Annotated in this window: 22 protein-coding genes; 3 read left to right on the top strand and 19 right to left on the bottom strand. The window is 62.3% G+C overall.

Annotation, left to right across the window (positions count from 1 at the left end; all coding sequences use genetic code 11):
* Positions 1-7 precede the first annotated feature (7 nt).
* Positions 8-394, bottom strand: coding sequence for a hypothetical protein (locus LMTR21_RS03965; protein WP_065753220.1), 387 nt, complete (start codon positions 392-394; stop codon positions 8-10).
* A 363-nt stretch (positions 395-757) separates the two neighbouring features.
* Here LMTR21_RS03965 and LMTR21_RS03960 point away from each other — a divergent pair, with 363 nt between their 5' ends.
* Positions 758-1,915, top strand: a complete 1,158-nt coding sequence (locus LMTR21_RS03960; protein WP_065753221.1) for a sensor histidine kinase — start codon at positions 758-760, stop codon at positions 1,913-1,915.
* Between the two features lie 187 nt (positions 1,916-2,102).
* Here the strand turns inward: LMTR21_RS03960 and LMTR21_RS03955 are convergent, their stop codons facing one another.
* From LMTR21_RS03955 to LMTR21_RS03915, 10 genes are all read right to left on the bottom strand, one after another.
* Positions 2,103-5,324: an AAA family ATPase gene (locus LMTR21_RS03955; protein ID WP_065753222.1), complete on the bottom strand. Its 3,222-nt coding sequence runs from the start codon at positions 5,322-5,324 to the stop codon at positions 2,103-2,105.
* Positions 5,321-6,445 (bottom strand): catalase, encoded by a 1,125-nt coding sequence (locus tag LMTR21_RS03950; RefSeq protein ID WP_187399304.1) that lies wholly within the window; start codon positions 6,443-6,445, stop codon positions 5,321-5,323. Before LMTR21_RS03950 ends, LMTR21_RS03955 begins: the two co-directional genes overlap by 4 nt.
* 209 nt (positions 6,446-6,654) lie before the next feature.
* Positions 6,655-8,049 (bottom strand): Dyp-type peroxidase, encoded by a 1,395-nt coding sequence (locus LMTR21_RS39885; RefSeq protein WP_065753224.1) that lies wholly within the window; start codon positions 8,047-8,049, stop codon positions 6,655-6,657.
* 29 nt (positions 8,050-8,078) lie between these two features.
* Positions 8,079-8,666, bottom strand: a complete 588-nt coding sequence (locus tag LMTR21_RS03945) for a hypothetical protein (protein WP_065753225.1) — start codon at positions 8,664-8,666, stop codon at positions 8,079-8,081.
* Positions 8,667-8,693: 27 nt separating this feature from the next.
* Positions 8,694-9,299 carry a hypothetical protein gene (locus LMTR21_RS03940; RefSeq protein WP_065753226.1) on the bottom strand — a complete coding sequence of 202 codons (606 nt, stop codon included), beginning with the start codon at positions 9,297-9,299 and terminating at the stop codon, positions 8,694-8,696.
* 443 nt (positions 9,300-9,742) lie between these two features.
* Complete coding sequence (locus LMTR21_RS03935; RefSeq protein ID WP_065753227.1) at positions 9,743-11,029, bottom strand: MFS transporter; 1,287 nt, start codon at positions 11,027-11,029, stop codon at positions 9,743-9,745.
* An 84-nt stretch (positions 11,030-11,113) separates the two neighbouring features.
* Positions 11,114-11,995 carry a DMT family transporter gene (locus LMTR21_RS03930; protein WP_065753273.1) on the bottom strand — a complete coding sequence of 294 codons (882 nt, stop codon included), beginning with the start codon at positions 11,993-11,995 and terminating at the stop codon, positions 11,114-11,116.
* A 274-nt stretch (positions 11,996-12,269) separates the two neighbouring features.
* Positions 12,270-12,878, bottom strand: a complete 609-nt coding sequence (locus LMTR21_RS03925; protein ID WP_065753228.1) for a LabA-like NYN domain-containing protein — start codon at positions 12,876-12,878, stop codon at positions 12,270-12,272.
* Positions 12,879-13,138: 260 nt separating this feature from the next.
* A complete protein-coding gene (locus LMTR21_RS03920; protein WP_065753274.1) occupies positions 13,139-14,134 on the bottom strand; it encodes a DUF808 domain-containing protein in 996 nt (331 codons plus the stop codon).
* Between the two features lie 151 nt (positions 14,135-14,285).
* Complete coding sequence (locus LMTR21_RS03915; protein ID WP_057838542.1) at positions 14,286-15,092, bottom strand: response regulator; 807 nt, start codon at positions 15,090-15,092, stop codon at positions 14,286-14,288.
* A 299-nt stretch (positions 15,093-15,391) separates the two neighbouring features.
* Between LMTR21_RS03915 and LMTR21_RS03910 the strand changes: the two genes are divergently transcribed.
* Both LMTR21_RS03910 and LMTR21_RS03905 read left to right on the top strand, forming a co-directional pair.
* Positions 15,392-15,589, top strand: coding sequence for a NepR family anti-sigma factor (locus tag LMTR21_RS03910; RefSeq protein ID WP_057838541.1), 198 nt, complete (start codon positions 15,392-15,394; stop codon positions 15,587-15,589).
* The gene (locus LMTR21_RS03905; protein ID WP_057838540.1) at positions 15,589-16,137 is read left to right on the top strand and encodes a sigma-70 family RNA polymerase sigma factor; all 549 of its coding nucleotides are present in this window, start codon (positions 15,589-15,591) and stop codon (positions 16,135-16,137) included. The genes LMTR21_RS03910 and LMTR21_RS03905 overlap by 1 nt, the downstream gene beginning before the upstream one ends.
* Positions 16,138-16,479: 342 nt before the next feature.
* On the opposite strand, the gene LMTR21_RS03900 is transcribed toward LMTR21_RS03905, so the two are convergent.
* The 8 genes from LMTR21_RS03900 to LMTR21_RS03865 all read right to left on the bottom strand — a co-directional run bounded on the left by LMTR21_RS03900 (position 16,480) and on the right by LMTR21_RS03865 (position 23,348).
* On the bottom strand, positions 16,480-18,129 hold the full coding sequence (locus LMTR21_RS03900) for a CHASE domain-containing protein (RefSeq protein ID WP_065753229.1): 1,650 nt from the start codon (positions 18,127-18,129) through the stop codon (positions 16,480-16,482).
* A gap of 402 nt (positions 18,130-18,531) precedes the next feature.
* Positions 18,532-19,170: an urease accessory protein UreG gene (ureG, locus tag LMTR21_RS03895; protein ID WP_065753230.1), complete on the bottom strand. Its 639-nt coding sequence runs from the start codon at positions 19,168-19,170 to the stop codon at positions 18,532-18,534.
* A gap of 169 nt (positions 19,171-19,339) precedes the next feature.
* The gene (locus tag LMTR21_RS03890) at positions 19,340-20,077 is read right to left on the bottom strand and encodes an urease accessory protein UreF (RefSeq protein ID WP_065753231.1); all 738 of its coding nucleotides are present in this window, start codon (positions 20,075-20,077) and stop codon (positions 19,340-19,342) included.
* Positions 20,058-20,654 carry an urease accessory protein UreE gene (locus LMTR21_RS03885; RefSeq protein ID WP_084030625.1) on the bottom strand — a complete coding sequence of 199 codons (597 nt, stop codon included), beginning with the start codon at positions 20,652-20,654 and terminating at the stop codon, positions 20,058-20,060. The genes LMTR21_RS03890 and LMTR21_RS03885 overlap by 20 nt, the downstream gene beginning before the upstream one ends.
* Before the next feature lie 4 nt (positions 20,655-20,658).
* The gene (locus tag LMTR21_RS03880; RefSeq protein ID WP_057858350.1) at positions 20,659-20,958 is read right to left on the bottom strand and encodes a putative quinol monooxygenase; all 300 of its coding nucleotides are present in this window, start codon (positions 20,956-20,958) and stop codon (positions 20,659-20,661) included.
* A gap of 25 nt (positions 20,959-20,983) precedes the next feature.
* On the bottom strand, positions 20,984-21,283 hold the full coding sequence (locus tag LMTR21_RS03875; protein WP_057858349.1) for a putative quinol monooxygenase: 300 nt from the start codon (positions 21,281-21,283) through the stop codon (positions 20,984-20,986).
* Positions 21,284-21,330: 47 nt separating this feature from the next.
* Positions 21,331-23,046, bottom strand: coding sequence for an urease subunit alpha (gene ureC, locus LMTR21_RS03870; protein WP_065753233.1), 1,716 nt, complete (start codon positions 23,044-23,046; stop codon positions 21,331-21,333).
* Positions 23,043-23,348 carry an urease subunit beta gene (locus tag LMTR21_RS03865; RefSeq protein ID WP_065753234.1) on the bottom strand — a complete coding sequence of 102 codons (306 nt, stop codon included), beginning with the start codon at positions 23,346-23,348 and terminating at the stop codon, positions 23,043-23,045. The genes ureC and LMTR21_RS03865 overlap by 4 nt, the downstream gene beginning before the upstream one ends.
* Between the last annotated feature and the right edge of the window lie 96 nt (positions 23,349-23,444).

Here is a 23,444-nt window from a genome sequence, read left to right as displayed (position 1 = left end):
GCCGCGATCAGGTCACGCAGCGACCGGGCTGAAGCAGCTTGGCGACCTCGGTCAGCACGCTGACCGGCGGTTCGCAGGCAATCGTCGTCTTCGGCTTGTCGGGCTTGGCTGGCGGCGGCGGGCGGTTCCGTGCTTCGTCCTTGACGACGGGAACCCGAACCACCACCGACGTATCCTTGAGACCGACGGTGCGGATCGTAATCGTCTCACTCTCACCCGGTGCGACCTTCAGGCCCACGCGGTCGGCCTTGGCAGCACGGTTGATGTCCGTCGCAGGCGCGGGTGGAGTGAGTTCCTGGCGGCCGGTGAGATCATGACCGGAAGCAAGCTGGACGGCGCCTAACGTGGCGGAGACGGCGAGAACGGTAAAAATTGCTTGGAAAATCTGTGACATGACGGTGCATCCCTCGCCCCATGGCGATCACCGAAATAACCCGAAGCGAGCCGCCGGGGGTCCGGCACTTCTCGATCACTTAACCGTGTACGAAAAATATTTGCGGCACCATGGAACGACTTTGGGGGGGTCGGAGTCATCCCGGCAGCCGGTTATTCCCCCTGCCCCATTGACCGGCGACGTAGGGCGCGACCGTGGTGATGCCGGTCGCGCCCTGCTTTTTTCTGCTGATGGATCGACGACGAGCGATGCTGAATTGGCGCAACGTGATCCAGTTACGATCCTGACGAAACTCTGCCCCGACAAACTAGCGAGCCAGGCGCCGAAGATCTCCGGGTTATAGTGCCGGAGGGGGAAGAGATCATGGGCCGCCCAACAGAACTGCCCGCCGCAATAGCGCAGGTTTTCACGACCGACGAACTTTTGGTTCGCCCGGCGCCAGCGCCCGATTACCTCAGCGAAAAGCTGGCACTGCAGGACCTCGCCAGCAACATGGCGGATCATCCCGCCGAAGTGTTGCCGCGCCTCGTCAGGCTGTCGATGGAAGCTTGCGACGCGGACTCGGCCGGCGTCAGCGTTCTCGATGGCGACGTGTTTCGCTGGAACTCCCTCGTCGGCAAATTATCGGTGTTCGAAGGCGCGACCACGCCCCGGAACTTCAGCCCGTGCGGCGTTTGTCTCGACCAGAGCAGTCCGATCCTGATGGAGCGGCCCGAGCGCGCTTACTCGTGGATTGCGGAAGCTAACATCACCGTGCCCGAAGTTCTGCTGGTGCCGCTGTTGAGGAACGGCACCATCCCGGTTGGGACGCTTTGGGTGGTCGCCAAGGAGGGACACAAGTTCCACTCGGGGCATGCGCGCGTGCTGTCCGAGCTGGCCGTGTTCACCGGCATCGCGCTGCAGATGATCCACACTGACCTTCACTTGAAGAAGGCGCTCGAAGCCCAGGAGATCCTGGCCAAGGAGATGAGCCACCGGGTCAAGAACCTGTTTGCCGTTGCCGGCGCGATGATCAAGATGACCGCGCGGCACACCGAAACCAAGGAAGAGATGACCGAGTCACTGACCGGCCGCCTCACCGCCCTCTCCGATGCCCATTCGCTGGTTCGGCGCTCGTTCAATGCCGGCAGCGCCCTCAAGGGCGTGGACATGGCGGAGGCCATCCGTACCGTGCTCCGGCCTTACAGCATGCCTGAGCTGAACGGGCCGATGGTGTCGCTGGGAGAACGCGCCACCAACAGCATCGCCCTCGTCTTCCACGAACTCGCAACCAACGCCGCGAAATACGGCGCTCTCCGGGATGACGGAAAGGTCGACGTGGCGTGGCGGATCGAAAACGAAAACGTCGACATCGTCTGGCGTGAAATCGGCAAACCGGTCGAGGCGCCGGCTCAGTTGGGATTTGGCAGCAATCTGGTTGCCTCAACGATTGCCTCGCACAACGGCCGCATCGATTACGACTGGTCGCAGAACGGCCTGATCATCAAGGTGCAAATTCCGCTGGCGAATTTGGCGAACTGACAACGCACCAGTTCAACCCTCCTTTCGCATCAGGCGCGCTCATGCCGCCGGCGCCAGCAATCCTGCAGCGATCACGCGCTGACAAGCTAGAGCATGATCCGGAAAAGTGTGTAGCGGTTTTCCGAAAAGATCATGCTCAAACAAAAAGATAAAGCGGGATGACGATTCGAAGAAAAGTCATCACGCTTTAGTTCAGCGCTCTTACCAGTTCGTCCGCCTCGCGCAGATCGCCGGAAGTTTCCGCGGAGGCGAATTTCGCCCTGGTTGATATCAGCAGTTCGCGCGCCTCAGCGCGCCCGGATGCGCCATCGTCAGCGCTGAGCAGGCGGGCGATACTGATGGCAGTGCGCAATTCCCAGCCCACCGCCCCGAGCTTCCTGGCGGAGTCCAGCGAGCGCTTGAACAGACGCTTGGCCGCCCGGTCGTCCCGCAAAGGTTCCTGGCACAACAGCGAGCCGTGAATCCGATAAATCTCGGGAGCAGCCCAGCGTTCGCCGGTTTGCTTCATCAGAGCTTCGGCCGAAGCAGCGAAGCTCCGAGCTCTTTCTATCTGCCCGATTCTTCCGAACTCCGTGGCGAGCAGGATTCGATAGAGCGGCATCTGGATGCACCTGTTCTCGGCGGGCAGTTTGCCGAGCAGGCGACATAGGTGTTCGAGCACTTCCGGCGCAGGGCCCCGTGCCGCCAACGCAGAGGTCGCCCACAACGGACCGATGACCCGGTACATCGGATAGCCATACTCGTCAGCAACCTTCATGCCGCGCTCGACGCTGGCCAGATTGGCCGCAAGATCGCCCTCGTACCAATGATCGCTAACCCCGAGAATAGAGGCAAACGCCAGCATGAAAGGATGCCCGATCTCGCTCGCGAGCTGTCGCGCCGTTTCGCAGCACTCTCGGGCCCGCCCGGGCCGGCCCAACAGCCATTCGGTGTGTCCGGAATAGACGAGCGACACGATCAATGGATCATGCTGATAGATCTGGACCAGCTTGGCATGCTCGCGAGGATTGTAGCGGGCGCTGACCAGAGTCGCGAGTTCAGCCGCCTGCTCCAGACGACCGAGAAAGAAATTGGCGATCAAGGCAGCGGTATACGCCATGAGGGCGGCCTCGTCGTCGCGCCACTCCTCGGCCCGCCGGACGAAATCCTGTGCGTGTTTGAGGCCCTTGGTGAGCTCGCAGTTGACCAGTTTGGCGATGGTACTTCCCCACAGCACCGTCGCCTTCTCGCGAATGGTGCCATAGTTCGCGCAAAGTTTGAGTGCGCGACTATACGGTCCATAGACGTTCGGGTCGGACCATCCTGCGTTGGCGGTGTATGCCATCGCCAGGTTGGATTGCAGCGCGATTTCAGCCTCGAAACGCCGCGCCGAGGCGGGCAGCTTCGGTATCAGCGAGAGACCCTCGCGAAGATGGGCAACGGCCTCCTTGGTTGCGGATCGGCGGAGCGCGGATTTACCCGCCTGAAGCCAGGCCTCGATCGCTTCCGGGATGTTCCCCGCGCGCGCATAGTGATAGCCGAGCACGGCAGGCTGGCTGCTCTCGCCGATCGCGGCCTCCTGGAGCAACCACGACGCGACGCGCGCATGGAGCTCGCGCCTTTCCTCCTTGAGCAGCGAGGAATAGGCGACTTCCTGTATCATCGCGTGCTTGAAGGTGAAGACGGTGCCTTGAGATTCCTCGATGCGATACACGACGCCGGCGCTCGCCAGTGCCTGCAACGCGCGTCTCAGCGTTTCGCCTTTACCCGGGAGTACGTTGAAAATGCCGTCATAGGTGAATTGCCTTCCGAAGACGGAGGCGATCTGGGCGACGCGCTTGGCGGGACCGAGACGATCAAGGCGCTCCATCAGCGAATCGTGAATGCTTGACGGCACCAGCGGTTTGGGCAGTTTTTCGCCCAGCGCCAAGCCGTCAGCGGCATTGGCGACCGTGCTGGAATCGATCACGGCCCGCGTAAACTCCTCGACAAAGAGTGGCACGCCATCGGTTCTTTCCACGATTTGGCTGGTAATCCGGCGCGACACGATATCCTTGCCAGCGACGGCTGCGACCATCTCCTCGCAGTAATGCGTTGCCAGCTTTTGCAGAGCAATCCGTTGAATTGCAGAGCCCGACAACCAGTCCGCCCGGTAGTCATCGCGATGCGTGATCAGGATCATGACCCGCTCGCCGGAACAGTGAGCTATCACGCGTACCAGCAGTTCGATGGTGGTCGGATCCATCCATTGAACGTCCTCGAAGATCATCAGGATAGGCTGCCTGCGCGACGCCGAGACGAGAACATCGATGAACACCTGAAAAGCACGCTCTCGCTCAAAAGGAGATCCGAGATCCGCCGGTTCGTACTCCGAGCAGGCCGGTATCGACAGGACCGCTCCGTAGTAGCGAAGCGCGTGCCCAACATTGGGCACGGCTCGTGCCAGGAGCGCGCGCAATTTCGCCAATGCAAGTTCGGGGTCGTCGGTTTCCTGGATGCCGGTCGCGCGCCTGAGCCGCTCGATTTCCGGAGCAAGCGGCGTGTTGACGTGGAACGGCGAGCACTGCAGCGACAGAACCTCACGCGGAGACGCATCAAGATTACTGCGGAACTGGCGGATCAGGCGTGACTTGCCGATGCCGGGTTCACCGGAAACCACGCCGACCCGTCCCGAGCCCGCTGCAGCCTGCCGCCACATCTCGGCAAGCAATGCGCCTTCGTTGGTTCGGTTGATCATCGGGGCCAAAGGCGACCTCTGCGCCCGGTCGAACCTGCTTCCGCTGGACGCCAGCGCTTCCGCACGCCAGGCTTCGACCGGCTCTTCCACGCCCTTGAGCGGGCGCCTGCCAAGCGGCGTGTAGCTGAACGTGCCGCGCGTCAGCTCGTAGGTGCTCGAACCGACCACGACACCATTCTCACTGGCGAGCCCTTGCAGGCGGGCAGCGACATGTGCCGAGCTGCCGAACACTTCACGCCGATCAGCGGGCTCGCCGGGCACGCTGCCGACGACGACCTCCCCGGTGTTGACCCCGATGCGCACACCAAGGCGGACGAAGCTGCCATCCGACAGGGGAAACTTCTGTTCCTTGATTGCCGCAGCGATCGCCAGCGAGGCGCGCACCGCCCGTTCAGGATCGTTTTCATGGGCTTGTGGCACGCCGAAATAGGCCAGCAATCCGTCGCCAATCATTCTGGCGATGTGACCGCCGTAGCGGCGAATCTGCTCGTCGCAGATATCGCGGTAGGTTCTGATAACCGCGAAGAAGTCTTCCGGATCAATCCGCTCGCTCAGCGGCGTCGAGCCGACGATGTCGACAAATACCACGGTAAGCTGCCGACGTTCGGCGTGCAGCGCCTCGCCCTCGACGTTCGGCGGCGACGATGTCCGCTGAAGTCCGCCCGACGGATCGGGCGGCGGCTGGCTGTTCATGACGCGACCAGGTTCAATTTCCGTCGTATCTGCCGCGAGGCAAGATAGACCGCAAGCCGCATCCGGTTGACGCTGCCTAGTGGTCTGTGCTCGGGCAGACAGTTCCAGGGATTGAACATCATGTGCTCGGTATCGTACAGCTGATTCTGCGCCAGAAAGTTCTGCCGTGGAATAGCAATGCTCCCCAGCCGCACGATCTTGTCGTTGCGACGGGTCCACCACCGGGACGCATCCTCGACGTCATCCGACGTGGCGGCGTGCCGCACCCGTATGGAGAAATCCAGCACGGCATCAAGGCCGGGCTGACGCGCATGCGGGTCCAGATCCCGTACAAGCGCATCCTGAAGAAAGCTTTTCGATCGAGCCCAAAACATGAATGTCCACCATCGGGCGGGCTTGTCTCGGCCGCCGGCAGGACCAACCACATAGCGCACGACCCTGTGCTCGCCGAACAAGAACGGCGACATGCTGTGATAGGTGGCCGTCAGCGGATTGCGGATGGTGAAAAGGCCCTGCAGCGCCGTCCGCAAAAACAGGTAAAATTGGCGCGGACGCCGAACTATGAACCCGAGCCATAGCGCTGCCTTGCGAAGCTTTTCCCGCCAGGTTGCCTGTGGTGCACTCACCGCGTTCATCAGCTGCGTATAATCGACCACATCCTTGCAGAAGAAGATCGGAAAGCTGGAGAGCGCGAAATCATGCTCGCCGGGTGACACCTTGTCGGGCACCAGCGTTGAAAGAATGGTCTTCGTCCCGACCTCGCGAAGCTTGATGGACATGCCGCGCGCGTCCATCCTGCGGTCGCTCTGGCGCCGGCCGAGCCCGTTGGAAAACCGGACCACGGCCGGATAGCGAGCACCTGGACGAAACAGCTCTGTGGTGAACTCGGCCGGAAGATCCTCGCGAACGATCAATTCCGCGGTCACGCATCCGTGCGACTTCGCGTGCTGGTCGCGCATCGCGGGGACGAAGCTGTCCGAGACCCTGCTCGTGCAGTAATTGCTAATCACCGCTTCTGCGGCAATGCGCGCCATTTGCCGGGTCATGGTTGCCTCGCCAGGCACGGCCCGCTCGAGCACATGCAACGGCATTGGCCGGTCCGGAAATTCCAGCGCGTTCACGAGGTGCCGGTATCGCGCCGGGCTCGCGGCCGATGTCCGCTCAGGGCCGTGTCGCGCCGGGCGCACGATCTGGAGCACCATCTGGCCGAATTCCCTCAGGCGGCGCGCCGTGCGGAAGCCGAGGCTGACTGGCTGATCTCCAATGAGATGCGCCATGAGCCACTTCCCTGTTGCGGGCTGATCGAGCCGCCGCGGGGTGACGGACCGGCTCATGACGCGTGCACTCTGCCGGAGGCCAACAGCCTGAGCGCGGCGAGGCTCGGGACAAAGAAATAATCGCCGCCCTTGGTTTCGACAAAGCGCGGGATGTCGAAGCATATAAATGGCCGCCGTCCCGTGGCCTCGTCGCCCGGGATCATCATTTGGCTGCCCTCGCGACTGCCGGCAATCGGATCGCCGTCGTTGCCCTGCTCGAACTCGTCGCCGAAGTTGATCCATAACTGCTGCACGAACTCGAATTGATCAAAGCCGGAATTGAAGGCGATGAAGATGAGGCCCCGCCGTTCCTCATCACGATCGCCAGGCGGAAGATACTTGCCGTAGGTGATGCCGCGGCGGATCAGGCGGTGCCGGCTCATGGTCTTGCCGCCAAAACCCAGCGCATCGCGCGGATTGGTGCGCCGCACATGGGCCCCCAACGGACATCGCGCGCCCGCAGGATCGTCGGCATAGGCGAATGCATTGCTGATATCCTTGGCCGATGCATGCGGATGGTTGATCAGCGAAGATCCGTCGCGCCACCGTCCCATCATCTTGGCAGCCAGGAATTCTTCCGCGCTCTTGTCGTCCGGCAGACCGCCGGGGATCGTGCGGGCAAACGATTTGGCTTGCTTGCTGATGTAGTCTCGAAACAACGGTACGTTCTGTTCGAGCTTGCGGAACACCATATAGGTTGAGTTATGCGCAAGCAGGTTCGGCAGCGGCATCGGCGCGAGATCCCCACCTTCGCCAGGGTAGCCGAGGATGAATTCCCCCAGCGGGATCTTGCGAAATTTTCCGCTGTGATCGGGATTGCCTATGTCCTGCGATCTCGCCGCGCCCGCCTCTCGCGGCACACCATCGACATCGGGATTGCTCACGCCGTCGACGAAACCGAAATGCTCACGACGCGCCGTCTCGCCTTCGATGCGGAGACTTTCGGCAGATTGCTCAGGCCCGAGTTCCTCCAGACCGGCCGGCAACAACCGCCGGAAGTTTCGGCAACCAGCCTCGAGCGCTGCTTCCGTCTTGCCATAGATCATGACCAGGAGATGGACGCGGCCCGTCCTCCACGGTTCATCCCAATATCGCGGCGAACTCTTTCCGACATCTCCGAGTTCGTCTGCACGGACTTTCATGCCCTCCCGAAACTCGGCCGGAAAAGTCGCGAGACTTTCCTCCGGAAGGCCGAGGGCGCGCAGGCCGTCGAAGGTCAGGGCAAGATTGAGTGTCGTATCCGGCTTTTCGCTCCACTGGCCGGGGGTGACGGATCCCGTGTCCATGAGCTGTTGCAGCAACGTCCTGGCAGCGCGCTCATCGTGAATGGCCAGATAGAGGAAACGCGCATGCGGAAAGGAGCCGTAGCCACGAAGAATATTGCCTTGAATATTGGAAAAGTCGAACATCGCGGTACTCGCTTTCAATCGCTATGTCGTCACAAATCTCCTGCGTGCGGCCTGACTTCTTGCAGCCTTTGCCACAACTTCGCGAAGTCTTCCTTGAGTTCTGCCGGCGTTGGCTGCGTTTCCTGAACGTGCCTGATGAATTCCCCGAGCCCTCGCCGGTACATCAGCCCCAGCAGAATATCGTTCACGGTGGCGTCGGGCTGGTCGGCCAGCAACAAATTGGTCGTAACCTGGCACTGCTCAAAATACCTGGAGAGACCATCGCGGCTCTCGATGCCCGGAAAGCCACGGCAGTTTTGCCAAATGGTCTTCAATTGATCCGGGATATGCGCGACCATTTCACGGATCAGAACGTCGATGCTGAAACCGTCGAAGTCGCAGGCGAACAGCAGATAGTTTGACTTCAGTGTATCGACCTTCGCCGGCGTTCCCTGATAGGCAAGCCGGTCGATCACGACAAAGCGGGCCATGTGGACGACCGAAACCTCAGCCAACGGCGAACCGCGCGGATATTTTTCGTCCAGTGTGCGCAGAAAGGCGCGCAACGCGGCTGTTTGCCCATCCTTGATTGGAAACAGTCCGGTAAAGCCGTATTTTTCGCCGTTCTGATTTGCCATGCGCGGGTACTCCGCTCGAACGATTTGCTACTTGGGAATGGGGCCGAAGCTACCCAGCTTGTTCTGCAGGCTCATGAGCAGGCGATCGAATTCCGTCGCAAATTTATCGGGCGCCAGGTCGCGCGAATCTCTCGCGAACTGTTCAAGCTCGCGGCGTACCTCGAGGCCCGCACGGACGTCGCGCACCGAGGCGCCGGGGTAAGCGCTGTACGAGTGATCCGACTCGACCTGATTGCGTTTGATGTACGTCTTCAGCGGCCCGACCGGCCGGGCCATGGGATAGCGGATGCTCCAGAACCACACGGCGTCGAGTGGCGCATAGAGGACGTCCGCGAAGGCCTCGATGTAAGGACCCCACGGACCATTGAACGTGCTCAAAAAGAACAGATAATCGTAGTTCAGCTTTTCCGCAGGCTGACCTTCGAGTTGCGGAAAGCGATCGCGCTTGATCACAACCCAATGAACGAAAGGCAGAAACGCCAGCGCCTTCGCGGTGTTCTGGGTTCGCTTCCAGCGATCGAATATCCAGAGCAGCAAGCGAACGACGCAGGTGCCGAAGCGATTCATCGGCGTGATGACGTTGAACGTAACGGCTTTGCCAAGTCCGTCCTTATTGCGCGCACGATCGGCCATGAAAACCTCGTCGCGAAGAGGAGTGAATAAAGCGCCCTTGCTTGGCTACCCACCCCTACGGGAATACCACTGCCTTCAATACTTCAATAAAACCATCGATACCATCGAGCGAATTGCAACGTCCAATATCCGGGTCGCATCGCGCGCGCCCCCAAGCCCTTCACACGACCACGTCTATTCGAGCCGTGGCAAGGACCTTGAGCGCATTTGATCCGGCTTGACGTAATTGTCGGCATCCAAGAACGACGATTACGCACGTCCGTTCTTCTCCAAGACCAATCGCTGCAGATGAGCGCGCTGGGAGTGGTGACGGAACGCGCGGGCGTCATATCAAATTTAGCCACGTGGTGTCTGTGAAGCACCTCACATATGTCGGACTTGAGCCCCGGCGGAATGCTTGCTTGTCCTGTAGGCGGCGCAGAAGCCTGGGCCGCACCCGCTCGCTAAGCTCGCGCCGGATCGCGAGCCGCCTTCATCTCATCACTCGGCTTGACATCCTGCGAGCGGCTGTAGATCGCGACCGCCGCAATCAGCACCAGCGTCAGCGTGCCGAACAGCGCGCGGTAGGCGTCTTCCGTGCGCGCGCCGCTTGCGAGCGGCTCGAACGCGCCGATGATGATGCCGGAGAGCGTCTGCATGCAGGCGACGCCGAGCATCACCGAGGTGTTCATGGTTGCGATGCCGCGGCCGATCAGGCGGTCGGGGAAGATGCCGCGGCCGTGCGTCATCACCATGGTAGAGGAAGCAGAGAAGAAGCCCATGGCGATGATGACGGCAACCGGCAGCCAGGCCGGCGGGCGCGAGAACAGCGCGAGAATCGCGAGCAGACAAACGATCACCAGCGTGCCGCCGATCGCAATGCCCTTGCGGGTGTCGAGCCGGCGGTCGAGCGGGCCGAAGGCGAGCATGCCAGCCTGGTAGGCAATCACGGCGCAAAGCAGGATGTTGCCGGCTGCGATCGGGCTCAAACCATGGACCTCGCGCAGGAACGCACCGCCCCACAAGCCCTGCACGGTGAAGGTGCAGGCGTAGTTGCAGAAATTCAGCGCCAGGATCGGCTTCAGGCGCGGGTTGCGCAGCACCTCGAGGAAGCCGTTGAGCATCTCGCCTGATGGTTCCACCTTGCGGCTCAGGAAGGGATGGCCGGGCGGCGCGTCGCGCACCACCAGAAAGATCGCGACGGTAGCGAGCGCGATGAAGACGACGACGGCGCCGAACACCGGACGCCAGCCAACCGCCTGCGATGCCCAGGCAAGCGGCGTGGTGGCCGCGAGGTTGCCGAGCAGGCCGATCGACAGCACCATCGCGGTCAGCGTGGAAAAACGATCGGGCGGAAACCAGCGCGAGATCACCACCATGCTGCCGATCAGCATCACGCCGCAGCCGGCGCCCATCAGCACGCGGCCGGTGAGCAGCACCGGCCAGCTCGGCGCCAGCGTGAACATTGCACCACCGATCGAGGCCACGATCAGCATGCCGACCACGGTATAGCGCGGGCCGAAACGGTCGAAGAAGAAGCCGCAGGGAATCTGCATCGCGGCAAAGCCGAAGAAGAACGCGCCGGTCAGCGCCCCCAGCGCTTCCGGCCCGATGGCGAGATCGCGCATCAGATCGAGGCCGATGGTGACGTTGGAGGCGCGAAAAAAATGGCTGGCGACATAGGCGGTGGCCAGTGTCGCGACGATGATCAGGCCCCGGCGGTGGGGGAAAGGCCGCTCGGCGGACTGCATCGGTGAAGGGACGTTTCCGGTTATTTTCTTGTTGCTGCAGCGAGCCTATGCGGGCCCGCCGCGCAGTTCAACAAACAATGCGGCTTACGCCCGCTGCAGCGCCAGCGCCACGCCGGCCAGCACCAGCACCATCGCGACAATCTCGCGCGCACCGAGCGGCTCGCCGAGGATGAGCGCCGCCGAGATCACGCCGATCAGCGGCACCAGCAACATGCCGGTCGAGGCCGATGACGGCGGCAGGCGGCGCAGGGTCTCGAACCAGGTGAGATAGCAGAGCCCCATAGGCACCAGCGTCATGTAGACGAAGCACGCCAGGCCTTGCGCAGTGAGCGCGCGGTAGTTCGGCTGTTCGAACGCAACGCCAAGGATCAGCATCACAAGACAGCCGAGCCCGACCTGCCAGGCGACCACGACCAAAGGCGGCATCGGCAAGGCAACGCGGTTGAGGATATTGCCGACCGCAAACAGGATCGCCGCGGAAAACAGCAGCAGGATTCCGACGATCCGCCCGCTGTCGAAGCTAAGGCCGTTGCCTCCCAGCAGCACGGCGATACCGCCGACGCCGAGAACGAGCGCTGCGATGTCCACGAGCTTGGGCCGGATTCCGGCCAGTGGCCATGCCAGGAGCGTGGCCCAGATCGGCATGGTGTAGACGATCAGCGCGCCCTCGCCGACGGGGACGAACTTCATCGCCACCGTGGAAAATCCCATCCAGGCGAACACGTTGGTGAAGGACGCGAACGACAACCGACCCAGCGCCTCGCGCGGGACCTGCAGCGACTGTCCCCACGCCTTCGCTAATCCGAACAGGATGACTGCCGCGGCGACGCCGGCCAGCCCGCGGGCAAACAGCGGCGGCCATTGCTGCAGCAACAGCTTCATAAGCGGCCAGTTCAGCGCCCATCCGAAGGCGGTGACGCCCAGGCAGAGAAAGCCGATCCACCTGTCGCCCCGCACCGCATCCATGCCCATCGCTTAGCAGCTTGCAGACAATGGCTCCATGTCGTTGCGCGCAAAAAAGATCCGGCGCGCTGGTGGAACGCGCCGGATCAGTCCGACCAGCTTTCAGATCGAAGCTGGTGGCCCAGCCAGGGGGAGGTGCCTGGCCGCGAACCTGGATCGCCCTTCCCGAAGCGTCGTCTCCGTGTCACGACAATAATACCGCGAGCCCGGCGAAGGCGACGTGAACTGGTTCACACGGCGCGCGCAAATCCGGCGCGTCTGCGGGGCAAAGGGTCAATCATTTGGCCAGACCATTTCCATTGACCGTCGCGCGCAGGAATTGCGGCGATTGTTGGCGGAGCTCGCGTGCCGGCGGCCGCTCCGAGGGATCGCGGCCCAGCTTCGGCTTCAAATCCGCAAGGTCGAGAAAGGTATCAGCCTGACGGCGCAGTTCGTCGGCCACCATCGGTGGCTGGCTAGCCAGAGTGGAAACGACGGTGACGTGGACGCCGCGACGCTGCACCGCTTGCAGCAGCGGACGGTAGTCCCCGTCGCCCGAGAACAGATACATGGCATCGACATGATCGGCGAGCTCCATTGCATTGACGGAAAGCTCGATATTCATGCTGCCCTTCACCTTGCGCCGGCCGCTGGCGTCGATGAATTCCTTGGTGGGCTTGGTGACGACGGTGTAGCCGTTATAGTCGAGCCAATCGATCAGCGGACGGATCGATGTATATTCCTGATCCTCGATAATGGTCGTGTAGTAGAACGCGCGCAACAGCGCGCCACGGTCCTGGAATTCCGTCAATAGACGCCTGTAGTCGATGTCGAAGCCGAGCGCCTTGGCGGTCGAGTACAGATTGGCACCATCGATAAAGAGCGCAATTCTGGCAGACGATGACATCGGGCACTGACCCCTCATTCAGGATACGCAGGCCAAGAGAAATATTCGCGCAGGCTTTGGCCGCAGGCAATGCGGCGCCTAAATTGATCGAGGTGACGAGGCAGGCGTCGCCGGCGACCGGGAGGAACAGACAACGCGCCGAGCAATTCGATAGTGCCCACCTGCCTCGACATGCCGAGGTTAGGGCCGATTCACACCATGCTCAATTGTACCGAGGTAAATGACCGACATCGAAACGGATGGACCGGCTATACGAAGGTTTATGGTCGCCGGTCCTGACGGCGTTGCCGCAGGCGCTTTAGCGATTTCCATGCCGGCGCGAACACAAATCCGACCGCCGGAATTGCTGCGGCGCCGACCAGGAGGCCGATGACGCCGGACATGGCCGCCTCTACCGCCCATTCGAGGATTGCGGCAGCGGGCGGAAATGCGTGAGCCACGGCCTCGGCTGCGGCCTTGACCGCGTGGTGGATCGCAGGCGGGCCGTAGACCTCGACGCCATGCAGGATGATGCCGCCGCCAACCCAGATCATGGCAGCAGTCCCGACCACACTGAGGACTTTCAGGAGCCCCGGCATGCCGCGAACAATGCCACGTCCAAGCGCGCGGCCGGCGAACGAGGCACCGTCGCTCCGTGCCAACGCCACACCGACATCGTCGGCCTTCACGATCAGGGCCACCACGCCATACACGGCGACGGTGATTCCGATGGCCACCACCGCCAGCACCAGGGCCTGCTTCCAGATGCTCCCTGCGGGAAGCGCGGCCAGTGTGATCGCCATGATCTCGGCCGAGAGGATAAAGTCGGTCTTGATCGCGCTTGCGACCTTCTGATCTTCGACCGACTGCGCGTTCAACGCCACGGTGCCGAGCTGGGCTTCATGCTGGTGCGCATGATGGGGCATGACGGCCTCGAGCACCTTCTCCACCCCCTCGTAGCAGAGATACGCACCCCCCAGCATCAGGAGTGGCGTGATCATCCAGGGCAGGAAATAACTCAGCAGCAGGGCCGCCGGCAGCAGGATCAGCAGCTTGTTGCGTAGCGATCCCGCGGCGATCCTGCCGACAATGGGAAGTTCGCGCTTCGGCTCGAACCCGATCACGTAACCGGGCGTGACTGCGGTGTCATCGATGACGACACCGGCCGCCTTCGCGCCTGCCTTGACGGCTTGGCTGGCCACGTCATCGAGCGAGGCCGCGGCTACTTTCGCGATCGCGGCAACATCATCGAGAAGGCCTATCAGCCCGATGCTCATCGATTTCACCATTCAAAGGTTCGTTGCGGTGACATTGGCGGATGCACCGCTTCCAGCACATGACCAAAATGGGAGGTCAACAATTCACGACAAAAAATCCGGCGCGCAGTGGGCACGCCGGATCCTTTTCTACTCACTCAGCGAAGAACTGTCAGCCCGTGGCCGCCCGCGGCGCACGATTGCGCGAGTTGCGCTGGAAGAACAGCGCCTGGCTCGCCACCGCCGAGACCATCGCGGGCTGGAACGGTTTCGAGATCAGGAACGCCGGCTCCGGGCGCTCGCCGGTCAGGAAGCGCTCGGGGTAGGCAGTGATGAACACCACCGGCACCTCGAACACGCGCAGCAATTCGTTGACTGCATCCAGGCCCGACGAGCCGTCGGCGAGCTGGATGTCGGCGAGGATCAGGCCAGGCTTCTTGTTCTTGGCGAGCGCCACCGCATCGGCATGGGTACGGGCGACGCCGATTACGTTGTGACCGAGGTTCTTCACCAGGCTCTCGAGATCCATCGCGATGAAGGTCTCGTCCTCGATGATCAGGACATCGGTGGCGATTTCCGCCGCCATCTCGCGGCCGGCGGTGTCCGTCAACTGCCGGGTCTCGGCAATGTCAGTATTGAGAATGAACGCCACCTCCTCCTCGGAGAAGCCTTCAAGCGACAGCAGCAGGAAGGCTTGCCGCGGCAGCGGTGTGATGTTCGACAGCCTGCGCTCCGGCGGCAGCGCCAGCGTCGCGACGTCAGGGTTGTCGTTGAGCGAGACCGAATTCCAGATCTGGGTGAACAGTTTGAACAGCCCGGCGCGCGGGCCGTGGCGTTCGTCCAGCAGGGAGCCATCCTGCAGCAGGGCCTCCAGCATGGCGGCCACATAGGCATCGCCCGAGGCCTGGTTTCCGGTCAGCGCACGGGCATAGCGCCGCAACAGCGGCAGATGTTCAGCAACGAGCTGTGATCGGGACATCCCCATTCCATCCTTATCTTGGGCCGTAACCTTGGCCGTAGTTAGGGTCTCAGCCGGGCGGATGTAACCAAGGCGCCGCGGCGGGCGTCAATTGAGCTTCGGCGGGGGGACCCAGGTTCCCCTGTCCCCCCGATTACTCGCGAAGGGCAAAAAAGTTCCAGAAAAAGTTCCAGGAATTCGGAACCTTCCGCGCATATTCGCATTAGCCTGTGACCAATAACGCGGCGGCCTAGGCCCAATTTCGAGGTAACCTCTTGAAAACACAGAGAATTAACTCTCGGGGAAGCGTGGATCACACCATGAAGGAAGTAAAGAAGCAGGGCGGGCTTAACGCCGAGATTCAATCCAGGATCGGCCATCAGCTCCGCGCCATGTACGATGACGTGGTCCGACAAGGCGTGCCGGACCGCTTTGCGGAGCTGATCCGAAAGCTCGATGGGCCGGAAGCGGCGGCGGCTCAAATCGACGAAACAGCAAAAAATGACGGGAGGGACTAATGCCTCTCACCGACTCTCTTCGCGACGACATTTTGGCGTCGGTACCCAGCCTGCGCGCGTTCGCGATCTCGCTCTCCGGTAATGGCGATCGTGCGGACGACCTGGTGCAGGAAACGTTGCTGCGCGCCATTGCCAACATCGACTCGTTCCAGCCCGGCTCGAACCTGCCGGCTTGGTTGTTCACCATCCTGCGCAACCTGTTTCGCTCCGACTACCGGAAGCGGCGGCGCGAGGTGGAGGACGCCGAGGGCAATTATGCGAAGACCCTGAAGACCCAGCCGTCGCAAGGCGCGCATCTGGAATTCGAGGAGTTTCGCACCGCGCTCGACAAGCTGCCGCAGGACCAGCGCGAAGCGTTGATTCTGGTCGGCGCCTCCGGCTTCTCCTATGAGGATGCCGCCGCTATCTGCGGCTGCGCGGTCGGCACCATCAAGAGCCGCGTCAATCGCGCGCGCTCGAAACTCTCGGCCCTGCTCTATGTCGAGGGCGCCGAGGATTTCGGACCTGACGAGACCGTGCGCGCCGTGATCGGTGGCAATGGCGGATGATGACGCTATCGAAATGACATGGAAAAGGCGGCCCCGATGGGCCGCCTTTTTGTTTGAGGTGTAGCCGGGTGAAGCGCAGCGCAACCCAGGACACACTTTGTCGCGCCGCCGACTCCCGGATTGCGCTTCGCTACATTGGGCTACCCTCGATCAATTCAGACCGCCGAAGGCGTAGATCAGGACCAGAATCGGAATTGGCACGCCGAGCAGCCACAGCAAAAGATAACGTCCCATGACGAACTCCTCGCTTTTGATGAGGATTAAATGCATGGGGCATGCAGGGGTTCCGAAGCCGTCAGGTGGACATGGCGAAATGCGCCCTTGTCCACCCTTACGATCCTGTCAACGCAGCGGCGCGGAAATCTCGCCGGTGCGGTCGCGCTCGGTCATGTCGACGACGGTGACCATCGGCGCGGTGAGTTCGTATACGTAGCTGACGTCGGTGAAGTAGCGCTTTGCGGTGCCGCCCATCGCTTCCGGCGCGACGCGATCGAGCAGGATCAGGCCGAAATCACTGTCTTCCCGCCGCGTCGCCGCGCTGGTGTTGAACTCCTCCCAGCGGAAATGAAAGATCTCGTCCGGCTCCTCGCCGGTGACTTCCCAGTTGGCGACGATGTGCGGATGCTTGCCGACCAGCGACAGCCCCTCATCGGAATGCGAGGCCAGCTCGAAAAACAGCAACGACAGCGACTGCGCGGCGCGCGCACTCACCGAAATGTCCGGCCCGTTGACCACGATGCGGTCGGCATGCGGGATCGCGCGCGATTCGAACAGGCCCCTGAGCTTGACGCCCTGCCACTGGCTCTCGCTGAGCAGCGTCACCACGTTCGACATCGCGTGGATGCGGCCGATCAACAGCTCGCGCGACACGTCCATGTCGGAGCCGTGGCGCAGCGTGCGCGTCACGATCGACTGGATCACGGCAAGGATGTTCTTGACCCGGTGGTTGAGCTCGTCGATGACGGCGGTCAATCGCCGCTCGAAACCGATCCGGACCTGAATCTCGCGGCTGAGCCGCAGATTGTTGTAGGCGACATAGCCGAACAGGCCGCAGACGATGCCGGTGAGCGCAAGGCCGATCGCTGCCACGATCATCGCCGTCTGCTGCGCGCGCAGTGCGGCGTTGTTCTTAGCATAATAGCCGAGCGACCAGTCGCGGCCGCCGAACGTCACCGTCCGCACCACCGACGGCAACGGATCGCCCTGCTTCAGCGGCCGCAAGGTGACGACGCCCTGCTCGTTGGCGACATATTCGTCGCTGACGTCATCGGGGTCCTTCAGCACCACCGCAAACAGCGAGCGGTCGTCATTGGTCAGCATCAAGGGCGCCAACTCGTACGAAAAGGTGACGAAGCCTGCCGGCTCGGCGCTGCCTTCCGGCACGATGGCGGACGCCAGCACGATGCCGATCGGCCCGTTCTGGCGCAACAGCGGGATCGGGTCCGATGCCAGCGGCTTGCCGGCCGCCGCCGCTTGCACCAGCATCGGCCCGATCACCGAATGCCGGTCGTAGGCCCGGCCCGGAGCGCCCAGCGTATCCGAGTTGCGCGGCTCGACGTCCATCAGCACGTCAATCGGCTTGTTGATCGTCTTGATGTCCAGCGGCTTGTCGTCGAAATCCCGGATCGCTGGATTGGTGAAGCCAGCGCTCTTCAGCTCCGCCTGCGCCACAGCCAGATCGCCCGGCTTGAGCCGCGCGATCCAGGACGCGACTACGAAATCGGCCTTGAAGGCATAGATTGCCGAGCGCAGCGGCTGCAGCATATTGGCCTTCACTACCGAAGGTGTGCGAAACAGTCCAGATGCAACGCGTGCGAGCAATTCGCGTTCGGTCAGGCGGTCCTGCACCAAGCTGGCATGAACGTCGATGGCGCGGGCGAGCGCGATCCCGTCGAGCGCCAGTTCCTGATCGTGGACGCGATAGGCCGCGAGACCGGAGAGCAGAACTCCGATCAGCGCGATAAAGCCGATAATGAAGCCCAGCCGAACCACTCGCTTACTCAGGAATGACGTGTTGGCGACGACGTATTGAAAGCATTTTTGGGTCTGCCGGGGCAGAAACACATTGGCAATAGCGCGCAAGCCAACCGCGGCGAATATGACGGAGCGATCATCAGCACGCAACTGAGAGGTTGGCAGCGGGCAACAACACGGCCGCCGTTAACGCTGATTTGGCGGGGCCAGAGATTGATAAGCTGACAGCGTCGATTTGGTTCCGCCGCGGACGGACAAATCCGCGGGCTTTGGCGGCAGACGGCAAATTAAGATTAACGCGCAGCTCACCGCCCGCTGGCCTGACCGCTTGGTCCGGCCGCCTGCTCGCCGAGCCCGGCCGGCCTGATTATCGAAGCCTGCTTGCTTCTGAGCTACTTGTCTCCCGGGCTGCTCCTTGGATTACCTGGCCTTGGCCTTCGCGGCCGGGCGCAGGCCGCCCTTGGCCTCGATGAAGCCGATGATGCGATCGAGCCCCTCGCTCTTCTTCAGGTTGGTCATCACGAACGGCCGCTCGCCGCGCATCCGTTTCGCATCGGTATCCATCTTCTCGAGCGATGCACCGACATAGGGCGCGAGGTCGATCTTGTTGATCACCAAAAGGTCCGAGCGGGTGATGCCGGGTCCGCCCTTGGAGGGGATCTTGTCGCCGGCGGCGACGTCGATGACGTAGATCGTGAGATCGGCGAGTTCGGGCGAAAACGTCGCGGCGAGATTGTCGCCGCCGGATTCGATCAGCACCAGATCGAGATCGGGAAACTTTGCGCGCATGTCAGCAACGGCTGCGAGGTTCATCGAGGCGTCCTCGCGGATCGCGGTGTGCGGGCAACCGCCGGTCTCGACGCCGGCGATGCGGTCCGGCGTCAGCGAGCCCGAGCGCACCAAAAATTCCGCATCCCATTTGGTGTAGATGTCGTTGGTGATCGCGGCGATGTCGTAGCGCTCGCGCATCGACTTGCAGAGCAGGTCCATCAGCGCGGTCTTGCCGGAGCCGACGGGGCCGCCGACGCCGATCCGCAAGGGTCCGTGAGAATTAGACATGTCGAATGCTCTTCCAGTTGCGCTTGAACGATCGTAGCCCGGATGGAGCGCAGCGCAATCCGGGACAGGTTGATCCAAATGTGGGACGGCCCCGGATTTGCGCGGAGCCTGTCATCGGGCGCGTTCGCGCGACCCGTTGGCTCCATCCGGGCTACAGCTTGCTGCGGCATCATGACCTGAACAGCCTCGTATATTGCGTCTCATGGCGGAGGCTGGCGAGATCGGCGCGGAAGGTGGCGCTGCCGAGATCATCCAGCGAGGCGGCGAGCGCACGCGTCGACGTGGCGGCAACGTCGGCTTCGAGGCTCGCGAGAATGCGCTGGCTGTCGGTCTGCCCGAGCGGCACGAGGCGGGCGCCGGCGGAAATCCAGTTCGACACCAGCGCGTGCAGGAAAGCGTGCATCGCGGGCGGAAGGGGAACGGCATGGGCGGCGCCGACGAGGCCGACCGCAACGGGATAGACGATCGCGCCACCACAAGCTGCGACCATCACGTCAAGGCCGTCGCAGGCCCAGGCAGACCGTGCGATATCGATGAAGGCGCGGCCCTGCGTCGCGGTTTCGAGCTGGCGTTCCCGTGAGGGCACGAAAGCAGCCGCCAGTTCGGCAATGCCGCGCAGTCTTTCGTCATCCCGTGCGGTCGCCGCTCGATGGGCCTGCGCCAGGAACACGGCGTCGCAGAAACCGGACCCATCGGCCAGCATCGCCGCCAGCCAGTCGCGCAGCGATGCGGCGTCGGTGATGTCCCCCGCCTCCACCGCCCATTCGATGCCGCTGGAATAGGAAAACGCGCCGACCGGAAACGACGGCGACAGCCAGGTCATCAGCCGGTACAGCGCCCCAGCTTCCTCCGCCGTCATCCCGCCGATTGCGTCGGCGGGCGCGGGCTCATTTGTGGTCATGAGCATGGGAGTGGTCGTGATGGTGGTGATCGTGGTCGCAATGTTCGTCGTGATGATGGTCGTGATCATCATGGTGATGGTGATCACCGTGGTGATGATGACCGTGAGCATGATGGTAATGGCCGTGATCGTGCGCGGCATGGTCATGAGCCGCTTGCGCATACGCCCCGCCCTCGGGATCGAACGGCGCCTCGATCTCGATGATGCGCGCGCCGAGCCCCTTCACCATCGCCTCGATGACATGGTCGCGGCGGATGCGCAGGCCCTTCGGCATGATCTGCGTTGGCAGATGGCGGTTGCCGAGATGCCAGGCAATGCGGACCAGATGCAGGGGATCGGCCCCACGAATCTCGATCAAGGGCTCGGCCGCCGCCACCACCTCGATCAGCCTGCCGTCCTCCAGCACCAGCGCATCACCACCGCGCAGCGCGACCGCGTTTTCCAGGTCGAGCAGGAATTCCAGCCCGCGCGTCCCGGTCATCGCCATCCGCCGCCGGTGCCGGTCGTCGAAATCGAGCACGACGGTATCGGTGGCTGATTGCGTCCAGCGATGCTGGCCCAGGACTTTGGTCGCGCGGATCATGGGTTCAGAATTTCTCCACCTTGCCGTCGCTGATGATCTCGATCACCGTCGGCGCCGTCTTCATCTGCGAGGAATACTCCCGCCACACCTTCATGTGCGGCGCACGGCCATGCGCATTGAGATCGTCGCGGGTTTCCCAGCGCTCCACCACCACATAGAGATTGGGGTTGTTCACGCTGACATGGCCTTCATAGGAGATGCAGCCTTTCTCCTTGAGCGTTTCGACAGTGCAGGCCTTGTGTCCCTTGATGAAGTCGTCCTTGTTTTCCGGCTTCATCGGCGTGGTGGCGATGACGTAAATCATGAATTCTCTCCCGTTGCTTTTCTTGTTAGCGAGTTTCGACTTTCTCGGGCGTGATATACTCGATCTTCGGCGGCGCGCTCATGCATTTCACGGCGACGCGGCCGAACGTCTTCATGTGTTCTGCCGTGCGGTGCGGCCCCAGCGCTTCCATGTTCTCCCACTGCTCGACGAACACCATCTTGGCGGGATCGGTAACGCTCTCATGCAGATCATAGGCAATATTGCCGGGCTCTTTCCGGGTTTCCTTGATGCAAGCGGTGGCCGCGGCGATGAAATCGGCGCGCGTTTCAGGCTTGATGGTCAGCGTGGCAACGACGTAAATCACTTCAATCCTCCCGGACTTTTGTTCTGGCTCAAGTTCCGGGAGCGACCTTAGAACATGAAATAGCGCTGTGCCAGCGGCAGAACCTCTGCCGGCGCGCATGTCAGAAGCTCGCCGTCTGCGCGCACCTCATAGGTCTCGGCATCGACCTCGATTTTTGGCGTGGCGCCGTTGTGGATCATGCTCTTCTTGGAGATGCCGCCGCGGGTATTTTTGACCGGATAGAGGGTTTTGCCGATGCCGAGTTTCCGCGCCAGCCCACCGGTAATCGCGGCCTTCGAGGTGAAGACCACGGAGGATGCCGTCAGCGACTTGCCGTAGGCGGCGAACATCGGCTGATAATGCACCGGCTGCGGCGTCGGAATGGAGGCGTTGGGATCGCCCATCGGGGCCGCCACGATCGAGCCGCCCTTGATGATGCAATCCGGCTTGACGCCGAAGAACGCCGGCGACCACAGCACGAGGTCGGCGAGCTTGCCCTTCTCCACCGAGCCGATCAGTTTCGACACGCCGTGCGCGATCGCAGGGTTGATGGTGTATTTCGAAATGTAGCGCTTGACGCGGAAATTGTCGTTGTCGTTGCCCTTGTCCTCGGGCAGCGCGCCGCGCTGCTTCTTCATCTTGTCGGCGGTCTGCCAGGTGCGGATGATGACTTCCCCTAACCGGCCCATCGCCTGCGAGTCCGACGACATCATCGAGAGCGCGCCGAGATCATGCAGGATGTCTTCCGCCGCGATGGTCTCCTTGCGGATGCGGCTTTCGGCGAACGCGAGATCTTCGGCAATCGAGGGATCGAGATGGTGGCACACCATCAGCATGTCCAGATGTTCGTCGATGGTGTTGCGCGTGAACGGCCTCGTCGGATTGGTCGAGGACGGCAGCACGTTTTTCAACCCGGCGATCTTGATGATGTCGGGCGCATGGCCGCCGCCGGCGCCTTCGGTGTGGAAGGCGTGGATGGTGCGGCCCTTGAAGGCCTTTACCGTGTCCTCGACGAAACCGGATTCGTTCAACGTGTCCGAGTGCAGCATCACCTGGACGTCGTAATCGTCGGCCACCGCAAGACAGTTGTCGATCGCGGCCGGCGTGGTGCCCCAATCCTCATGCAGCTTCAGCGCGCAGGCGCCACCCTTGATCATCTCGACCAGCGCTGCGGGGCGCGCAGCATTGCCCTTGCCTGATATGCCGAGATTGACCGGGAAGGCATCGAACGACTGGATCATCCGTCCCATGTGCCACGGACCCGGCGTGCAGGTGGTTGCAAACGTGCCATGCGAGGGACCGGTGCCGCCGCCCAGCATCGAGGTGACGCCGGACATCAGCGCGTGCTCGATCTGCTGCGGGCAGATGAAATGGATGTGGCTGTCGAACCCGCCGGCGGTGAGGATTTTGCCCTCGCCCGCGATCACGTCGGTGCCGGGGCCGATGATGATGGTGACGCCGGGCTGGATGTCGGGATTGCCGGCCTTGCCGATGGCGGCGATCATGCCCTCCTTGATTGCGACGTCGGCCTTGACGATGCCCCAGTGGTCGACGATCAGCGCATTGGTGATGACGGTATCGGCCGCGCCCTGCTTGTTGGTGACCTGCGATTGCCCCATGCCGTCGCGGATCACCTTGCCGCCGCCGAACTTCACCTCCTCGCCATAGGTGGTGAAATCCTTTTCCACCTCGATGATGAGATCGGTGTCGGCCAGCCGCACCTTGTCGCCGGTGGTGGGCCCGAACATGTCGGCATAGACGCTACGTTTGATTTTGACGCTCATAGTTTCCCCTGCACGTCACCGCGGAAGCCGTAAATTGTCTTCTTGCCCGCAAGCGCGACGAGTTGCACGTCGCGGGTCTGGCCGGGCTCGAAGCGGACCGCGGTGCCGGCGGCGATGTCGAGGCGCATGCCGCGGGCTTTCCTGCGGTCGAATTTCAGCGCGGGATTGGTTTCGAAGAAATGGTAGTGCGAGCCAACCTGGATCGGGCGGTCACCGGTGTTGGCGACGGTGAGCGTCACCGTCTTGCGGCCGGCATTGAGCTCGATCTCGCCGTCCTTGATGAAGAGTTCGCCGGGGATCATCTTTCCTCCTCCGTCATTCCGGGGCGATGCGCAGCATCGAACCCGGAATCTCGCAAATACAACCTCTGGATTCCGGGTTCGGCCGCTTTGCGGCCG

The sequence above is a fragment of the Bradyrhizobium paxllaeri genome (assembly GCF_001693515.2).
GTDB classification, from domain to species: Bacteria; Pseudomonadota; Alphaproteobacteria; order Rhizobiales; family Xanthobacteraceae; genus Bradyrhizobium; species Bradyrhizobium paxllaeri.
This window is presented reverse-complemented; position numbering and strand designations above follow the sequence as displayed.

Excerpts from the sequence above, each read along its gene's own strand:
- LMTR21_RS03925 (WP_065753228.1), bottom strand. The coding sequence starts at position 12,878 with ATGTCATCGTCTGCCAGAATTGCGCTCTTTATCGATGGTGCCAATCTG.
- LMTR21_RS03910 (WP_057838541.1), top strand. The coding sequence starts at position 15,392 with ATGAAGGAAGTAAAGAAGCAGGGCGGGCTTAACGCCGAGATTCAATCC.
- LMTR21_RS03935 (WP_065753227.1), bottom strand. The coding sequence starts at position 11,029 with ATGCAGTCCGCCGAGCGGCCTTTCCCCCACCGCCGGGGCCTGATCATC.
- LMTR21_RS03915 (WP_057838542.1), bottom strand. The coding sequence starts at position 15,092 with ATGTCCCGATCACAGCTCGTTGCTGAACATCTGCCGCTGTTGCGGCGC.
- LMTR21_RS03880 (WP_057858350.1), bottom strand. The coding sequence starts at position 20,958 with ATGATTTACGTCATCGCCACCACGCCGATGAAGCCGGAAAACAAGGAC.
- LMTR21_RS03940 (WP_065753226.1), bottom strand. The coding sequence starts at position 9,299 with ATGGCCGATCGTGCGCGCAATAAGGACGGACTTGGCAAAGCCGTTACG.
- LMTR21_RS03865 (WP_065753234.1), bottom strand. The coding sequence starts at position 23,348 with ATGATCCCCGGCGAACTCTTCATCAAGGACGGCGAGATCGAGCTCAAT.
- LMTR21_RS03945 (WP_065753225.1), bottom strand. The coding sequence starts at position 8,666 with ATGGCAAATCAGAACGGCGAAAAATACGGCTTTACCGGACTGTTTCCA.
- LMTR21_RS03905 (WP_057838540.1), top strand. The coding sequence starts at position 15,589 with ATGCCTCTCACCGACTCTCTTCGCGACGACATTTTGGCGTCGGTACCC.
- LMTR21_RS03920 (WP_065753274.1), bottom strand. The coding sequence starts at position 14,134 with ATGAGCATCGGGCTGATAGGCCTTCTCGATGATGTTGCCGCGATCGCG.
- LMTR21_RS39885 (WP_065753224.1), bottom strand. The coding sequence starts at position 8,049 with ATGTTCGACTTTTCCAATATTCAAGGCAATATTCTTCGTGGCTACGGC.
- LMTR21_RS03930 (WP_065753273.1), bottom strand. The coding sequence starts at position 11,995 with ATGGATGCGGTGCGGGGCGACAGGTGGATCGGCTTTCTCTGCCTGGGC.
- LMTR21_RS03965 (WP_065753220.1), bottom strand. The coding sequence starts at position 394 with ATGTCACAGATTTTCCAAGCAATTTTTACCGTTCTCGCCGTCTCCGCC.
- LMTR21_RS03890 (WP_065753231.1), bottom strand. The coding sequence starts at position 20,077 with ATGCTCATGACCACAAATGAGCCCGCGCCCGCCGACGCAATCGGCGGG.
- ureC (WP_065753233.1), bottom strand. The coding sequence starts at position 23,046 with ATGAGCGTCAAAATCAAACGTAGCGTCTATGCCGACATGTTCGGGCCC.
- LMTR21_RS03960 (WP_065753221.1), top strand. The coding sequence starts at position 758 with ATGGGCCGCCCAACAGAACTGCCCGCCGCAATAGCGCAGGTTTTCACG.
- ureG (WP_065753230.1), bottom strand. The coding sequence starts at position 19,170 with ATGTCTAATTCTCACGGACCCTTGCGGATCGGCGTCGGCGGCCCCGTC.
- LMTR21_RS03885 (WP_084030625.1), bottom strand. The coding sequence starts at position 20,654 with ATGATCCGCGCGACCAAAGTCCTGGGCCAGCATCGCTGGACGCAATCA.
- LMTR21_RS03955 (WP_065753222.1), bottom strand. The coding sequence starts at position 5,324 with ATGAACAGCCAGCCGCCGCCCGATCCGTCGGGCGGACTTCAGCGGACA.